Annotated in this window: 6 protein-coding genes and 1 tRNA gene; 4 read left to right on the top strand and 3 right to left on the bottom strand. The window is 46.8% G+C overall.

Annotated features, from left to right (window positions below; translation table 11 throughout):
• Positions 1-170 precede the first annotated feature (170 nt).
• Positions 171-242, bottom strand: a tRNA-Thr gene (locus tag RID09_RS25445).
• A 189-nt stretch (positions 243-431) separates the two neighbouring features.
• Here RID09_RS25445 and RID09_RS25440 point away from each other — a divergent pair.
• A complete protein-coding gene (locus tag RID09_RS25440) occupies positions 432-731 on the top strand; it encodes a DUF3493 domain-containing protein (RefSeq protein WP_446338707.1) in 300 nt (99 codons plus the stop codon).
• 176 nt (positions 732-907) lie between these two features.
• Positions 908-1660: an FHA domain-containing protein gene (locus RID09_RS25435; protein WP_446338706.1), complete on the top strand. Its 753-nt coding sequence runs from the start codon at positions 908-910 to the stop codon at positions 1658-1660.
• Positions 1661-1735: 75 nt separating this feature from the next.
• On the opposite strand, the gene recA is transcribed toward RID09_RS25435, so the two are convergent.
• Positions 1736-2821: a recombinase RecA gene (gene recA, locus RID09_RS25430; RefSeq protein ID WP_446338705.1), complete on the bottom strand. Its 1086-nt coding sequence runs from the start codon at positions 2819-2821 to the stop codon at positions 1736-1738.
• A gap of 350 nt (positions 2822-3171) precedes the next feature.
• On the opposite strand from recA, the gene xseA reads away from it, so the two are divergent.
• Both xseA and RID09_RS25420 read left to right on the top strand, forming a co-directional pair.
• Entirely contained in the window at positions 3172-4404 is a 1233-nt protein-coding gene (gene xseA / locus RID09_RS25425; RefSeq protein ID WP_446338704.1) for an exodeoxyribonuclease VII large subunit, read from the top strand.
• A gap of 285 nt (positions 4405-4689) precedes the next feature.
• A complete protein-coding gene (locus RID09_RS25420; protein WP_446338703.1) occupies positions 4690-5910 on the top strand; it encodes an L-lactate MFS transporter in 1221 nt (406 codons plus the stop codon).
• Between the two features lie 16 nt (positions 5911-5926).
• On the opposite strand, the gene RID09_RS25415 is transcribed toward RID09_RS25420, so the two are convergent.
• Positions 5927-6514, bottom strand: coding sequence for an alpha/beta hydrolase fold domain-containing protein (locus tag RID09_RS25415; RefSeq protein WP_446338702.1), 588 nt, complete (start codon positions 6512-6514; stop codon positions 5927-5929).
• Positions 6515-6687: the final 173 nt, after the last annotated feature.

Here is a 6687-nt window from a genome sequence, read left to right as displayed (position 1 = left end):
TGGTACTTACTCTCTGTGATTATCATTCTCATTTACCTTTTTATTCTCAATAAACCTGTCAATAAGCTCTCATCTTTTTGAAGCTTGAGGGGGAAAATGCTTTGTCTGTCAAGCTTTTGAGCTGCTTGTCACCCCTTCAGGTCCTTCCTATTTTCCGTACCTTGACATTAAGCCGATGAGCGGATTTGAACCGCTGACCGTTCGATTACGAATCGAATGCTCTACCACTGAGCTACACCGGCATCACTTGACTACTATAGCAAGCTTTAGCGCAAGTAACGGCATCTTTTTCCTTCTCTGGCATTAACCCTGTGATCAGGTTACTCCAAAGATACATTTTTTATATTAAAGCAAGGTTTGGCATAATTCACTGCCCAAGGTGGGGATACTCATGTCACCATTAAGCTAGAGAGGTACGATCAACGAAACTCATGACCCATTCCACCCCAAACAATCGCCAGCCCCAGTCGAACCTCAAATCCCGACAGATGAGTCCGGAAAAATACGCTCGACTGAAAGCTGAGGCAAAAGCACCCTATCGAGGACTGAGAAAATTTATCTATGTAGCATTTGGTGCCTCTGGCTTTATTGGAGGACTCGTTTTCCTGGCACAGTTAATTGCAGGTCGAGAAGTGGGGACAGCATTTCCGAATCTGGGGCTACAAATTGGCATCGTCGCCCTAATGATTTGGCTATTTCGCCTAGAACAACGGGCAGAGCGTAAGCCATAGGTTAAGATTGGCTTGAACTCGACAGATCTGTGAGGCAACAGCCAACCTACTTAGATCTTTTAATCTCCAGGTAAAATTTCTAACCCTGTGGAGTTCATCCGAAACGATACACCAATCCGGATGTTAAAGTTCCCATCAATGGGTATTAGGTTGTTTAGGAATTGTCGGCTCGTTTTATGGAAATCGAACAACGATTGGGTCTATACCAGGTTTTCCTGAAGCTCTACGAGTATCATCGGGGTCTACTCGATGAAATTCTCCAGCTTGAGAAAACCGGTCATAAAACGTTCTCGAGCCGAACAATTCGTTTTGTGACAGGTATTATTCAAAGTCAGCGACCTTGTCTGATGACCAATCTGGTAGAGGGGAAAACCCAAACCCTGTTTCAACCTCAGGGAATTTGGACTATCGGTCGCGATCGCCAATTGGCGATATCGATTCCCGATCCTCACTTATCCCGTCATCATGCGGCGATTTACTATCTGCAAAATAAAGGATTTTACCTGGTCGATTTTAAAAGCACAAATGGCACCTATGTCAACGGTGAACCTGTACATGGGCATATACCGCTTAAGGATGGCGATTGCATTCGACTCAGCACCTTGGCTTTTTACTTTTTCATCTGCAACGATACCCAAAAGCTCGATTCCGCCTCTCCAGAAATTATCGCTAAACTGAAAGCTTCCAAAGTTTCCTCCTCCGCAGAACCCTCCCCATCCTCAAAAAGAAAAGCCACAGATGAAGATTTCGAGTTACCTGCGAAAGTCAAAGGAAATGAAGGCGACTATCAAAAAGGAACCTCGCAATTTTTGCAAGAACTAGCGCAGCTAGAAGAATTATCTGGAGAATCGGCTTTACCTAAATTAAACTCTCATCAACGCTCAGAAATTTTAGATCGATTTTTCAGTCGGCAAATTCCCAACCCGTAAACTGGCAATTCATCTCACACCAAACCTAGATTATGGTGTGAGATGAATCTGCGATAAAGCTAAACAACCGCTAATCTAATCTTCCTCAAAATGTTCTTGTGCTTCCTCTTGCTCCTCGTTTTCGTCTGGGTTGATGGAATTCGCTGGCACCATAGCTCCCATCTCAAGCTGTTCGCGCACTTGTTGTTCAATAGTCGCGGCAATTTCAGGATTCTCTTCAATATACCTGACACTATTGTCACGACCTTGGGCAATATTATCACCGTTGTAGCTATACCAAGCGCCCTTGCGGTTAATCACCCCTGTTTGTTCAGCCAAGTCAACCAGACATCCTAACCGGGAAATACCTTGCCCGAAGATAATGTCAAACTCAGCAATCCGGAATGGTGGCGCGACTTTATTTTTTGCCACCTTGACCTTAGCGCGAATTCCATATTCCCCTTCGCTGGCTTTCTTGAGCGTTTGAATCCGGCGAATGTCTAAGCGTACTGAAGCATAGAACTTCAGCGCGTTACCGCCTGTTGTCACTTCGGGAGAGCCGTAGGTGATCCCAATTTTTTGTCGCAACTGATTCAGGAAAATGACGGTGCAGCCTGATTTTCCAATATTCCCAGCAATTTTGCGTAGCGCCTTACTCATCAGACGCGCCTGCAATCCCACTTGGGTATCACCCATTTCGCCTTCAATTTCCGCACGAGGCACCAAGGCGGCTACTGAGTCAATCACAACAATATCTACAGCCGCCGATCGCACGAGTTGATCGACGATTTCCAGAGCGGATTCACCACTATCCGGTTGAGATACTAAAAGGTTGGCAATGTCAACCCCTAACGCCGATGAGTAGGTTGGATCGAGGGCATGTTCAGCGTCTACAAATGCGGCGACCCCACCACTCTTCTGCACTTCTGCTACAGCGTGCAAGGCGAGGGTTGTCTTTCCAGAACTTTCTGGTCCGTAAATCTCGATCACCCGTCCTTTGGGCAAGCCACCACCCAAGGCTAAATCTAGGGTAATTGCACCACTGGAGATGGTTTCCACCTTCATACGGGTGGCATCTCCCAAGCGCATAATCGAACCTTTGCCAAAGGTACGCTCAATCTGGTTGAGTACCAAGTTCAGGGCTTTTTCCTTTTCGGGACTGTTGGTAATTGGGGTAGCCATGGATGCCTCAAGAACTGTTATTGATATGGACTGAGAATGGGTGCACAAAGTTGGCTCTATTTTAACGCCGACTGTCTGTTGAGATTAACGTGACCTGATTTTTGGAACAAAATCACAGAAATGCTAATTTGTCAATGCCAGGAAATTGTTCATCAACGCCAAAATTTTGCCAAACTGTTACTGTGTTTTGATCCCAAGTCTTGGACTGGAGAGAGACATTTGACAGCATTTCCTCTCCCCTAGTATAGAACACAGGTACTACTATAGCACTGTTGGGTCAATCAGCAAGTTCGAGGGAGCTGGGGGAGCTGGGGGAGCTGGGGGAGCATATAGTTAAGGACAAAGGACAAATGACAAATGATAATTCATCGCTTCCAGAGGGAACCCTTTCCGTTGCTGGGTTAACCGACTATATTCAAGAGGTGTTAGAGCAGGATACCCAACTCCAGAAGGTTTGGGTAATAGGAGAAGTCTCTAGTGCGAACCGCCATCGGAGTGGTATGTTTTTCACTCTGCAAGATCTAGAGGGCAAGGCATCCATTCAATGCGTGGTGTGGAACTCTGTGCTAAGTAAGCTGGTGCAACTCCCCCAATCCGGAGAACAGTTGATTGCTTTAGGCAGTATCCGGATTTATCCGCAACGGGGACAATACCAGCTTATGGTTTGGCAGGCGTTGCCGGGAGGAGAGGGGTTAAAGGCGCTGCGCTACAACCAACTTCGCCAACGATTGGAGGCTGAAGGATTATTCGATGCCCAAAACAAGCGCCCCCTACCAACGCATCCGCAAACAATCGCGGTAGTCACTTCACCCCAAGCCGCCGCTTGGGGGGATATTCGCCGCACCCTGCGACAACGGTATCCTGGGTTATGTGTGTTGTTTTCTCCGGCACAAGTGCAAGGGGATTTGGCACCCGAATCGATTGTGGCAGCGATTGAGCGAGTTGAGCGAGACGGGAGGGCTGAATTGGTGATTTTGTCGCGAGGGGGTGGTGCATCGGAGGATTTAGTTGGCTTTGATGATGAGCGAGTGGTGAGAGCAATCGCGAATTGTTCGATTCCAGTGTTAACTGGGATTGGTCATCAACGGGATGAATCTTTGGCAGATTTAGTGGCTGATTTTTGCGCTCATACACCCACATCCGCCGCCGAACGAGCAGTGCCAGAGTTGGCGACACTGCGGCGCGAACATCAGCAGCGTCAGGAAGCGTTATATGAGGCGGTGACTCATCATCTGGATATCTCCCGCAACCAATTACACCAACTCAAAAACCGTCTCCAACGCTTACCCCTTGACCGACAGCTACAGCAGGAACAACACGCGATCGCACAGCAGCGACAGCGATTAGCCAATAACATAAATTGGCGCATAAGTCAAGCTACTCAGCACTGCCAATTTTTGGGGCAAAAGTTAGCCACCCTTGACCCGACCAATGTTTTAAAACGAGGTTATGCTGTGGTGCGTACTGAACAGGGAAAAATTGCCCGTAATGCGGCAAGTGTCGTTTCTGGAGAAGAATTACAGATTCAGTTAGCTCAGGGGCAAATTAAGGTTAAAGTAACAGAAATTATTGATCAAACGTGACCTGTTGATCCCCCTTCTTGATCCCCTTTCCGTCCCCCTTTAGATCCCCCTCCCGTCCCCCTTAAGAAGGGGGAAGCCATAGGATGCTTCGCTTTTTTTGCACGGGGGAGACCAATAGTTTGGTTTATTGCTTAATGGTAAAATTCGCTACTTCTTCCCCACCCCTAACCGCTAATACTGAACCGACGCTCTAAACCTGCTGACACCTCCTACTAGAATTCCTACCTAACCACTGATATCCTGATCGAAAGCTTAGGCTGAGATCCGCTATGTGCAGGAGAGGTTATGGATAACTGGCAATCTGTTCGCCTTTTTGGGTTACCAGCAGAAAAAGGCAGATGGTTTCTAATCCCCTTAGGTTCGATGGTTCTCCTCTGTCTAGGAACAGTTTATTCTTGGAGTATCTTTCGCAAACCGCTAGAGGATTTATTTGGCATCAGCGCCACCCAAAGTGTGTTGCCTTTCACTATCTTGTTAGTCCTCTATGCCATGTTGATGCCAATTACAGGATTTTACATTGATAAGATTGGCGTGGGCAAAATTACCGCCATAGGTGGCGTGGTGACGGGAATTGGTTATATACTCTCCAGCCTAGCAACGAATATCACGTTATTAACGATTACCTATGGTGTAATCGCTGGTGCGGGAGTTGGCATTGCCTATGGTGTTCCCCTGACTGTTTCAGCCAAATGGTTTCCCGATCGCAAAGGATTGGCAGTTGGATTGACGGCGATCGGGTTTGGACTTTCTCCCTTAGTGACTGCACCGCTAGCCAAAACGTTAATTGTAGCTTATGGAGTTCTTCCTACCTTCACGATTCTGGGGATTAGCTTAACAGCAATTATCCTTGTAATTTCAATGACCCTCAAATTACCCCCAGTCGGATGGAAACCCCAAACAGGAACTGCCAAAGGGATCAATGAAATAATCCCAAATCAGCGGCGAGAACTATTGAAATCGCCTTCCTTCTATACTCTCTGGGTTTGCTACACCATCGGCACTTTTGTCGGACTATCTGCGATCGGGATTTCTAGCCCAGTGGCACAGGAAATTATCAAACTCGATGCTACCACCGCAGCGATTACGGTTTCTCTATTTGCCGTTTTTAATGGAATCGGGCGTCCCCTCTTTGGTTGGTTGACGGATCGGCTTCAGCCAAAGGGAGCGGCAATGATCTCTTATGTGTTGATTCTGATTGCTTCGATTTTGATGCTCAACGCGGGAGAGGGGGAAGCTTTGACTTATCTGGTTGCCTTTTCTCTGTTCTGGCTTTGCTTAGGGGGATGGTTAGCGATCGCACCGACAGCTACTCTAATTCTGTTTGCTCCAGAGGACTATGCCAAGAACTATGGGATAGTTTTCACTGCCTATGGAGCAGGAGCATTGTTAGGAACTCTAGCCATCGGACAAATTCGGGATTTGTTTGGTAGTTATACCTATGCTTTCTATCCAACTGGGATTTTAGCCATCATCGGCATTATTATTGCACAATTGAAACTGGATTAACATGGAGTTTATCTCCCTACTTCAAATGATGCTTTAGAAAAGCTCCCGCTTCAGAAATTGCATCTCGTGCTTCGCTGAGCATTGGAGCAAATAAATGCATACAGTGAATCATCCCGTGCCAAACTTTAAGTTCTACCGCCACACCTGCTAAAGCCGCTTGTCGTGCCAATCGCAGCGAGTCGTCTAGCAAAACTTCTTCAGTGCCTACATGAATCAGCAGGGGTGGTAACTTTGACAAATCGGCATAGAGGGGAGAAACTTCAGGATCTTGAAAATTACCACTCGGCAAGTACATACTGTTGATGCTCTCAAGTAGATCCAGCGTCACCATTAAGTCAACATCGGCTTTTGTTTGAATTGTTTTACCGGTTCTAGCTAAATCTACATAGGGTGAGATGACAAAAGCTGCACTGGGCAAGGCTTTTTCAGCATTGCGTAATGAGAGTAAGGTTTCTAGAACCAAGTTACCACCAGCAGAATCTCCCGCGATAGCAATTTTAAGGGAATTCAAACCAGACTCATTGATTAACCATTGGTATGCTGTCAAAGCATCTTCTATAGCGGCGGGATAAAGCTGGAAACCCGTACTGAAATTTTGACGCATTTCGGTGATCGTGCTTCCCCAAGAAAAGGTATTTGACACTCCCCCGGTTAAAACGCGGGGGATTCTTCCGTCACAGGGAGGCAGAGTTTATCGTCTTCTAGGACGGAACCTTTACCCTCAGAAAGCTTAACCACCGTGTGTCCCACGGCTGTCCTACCTCTAATTTCGACTAC

It is taken from the genome of Coleofasciculus sp. G1-WW12-02, assembly GCF_040219735.1.
Lineage (GTDB): Bacteria > Cyanobacteriota > Cyanobacteriia > Cyanobacteriales > Coleofasciculaceae > Coleofasciculus.
Note: the sequence above shows the minus strand (reverse complement) of the source record. Positions and strands in the feature narration are given on the sequence as shown.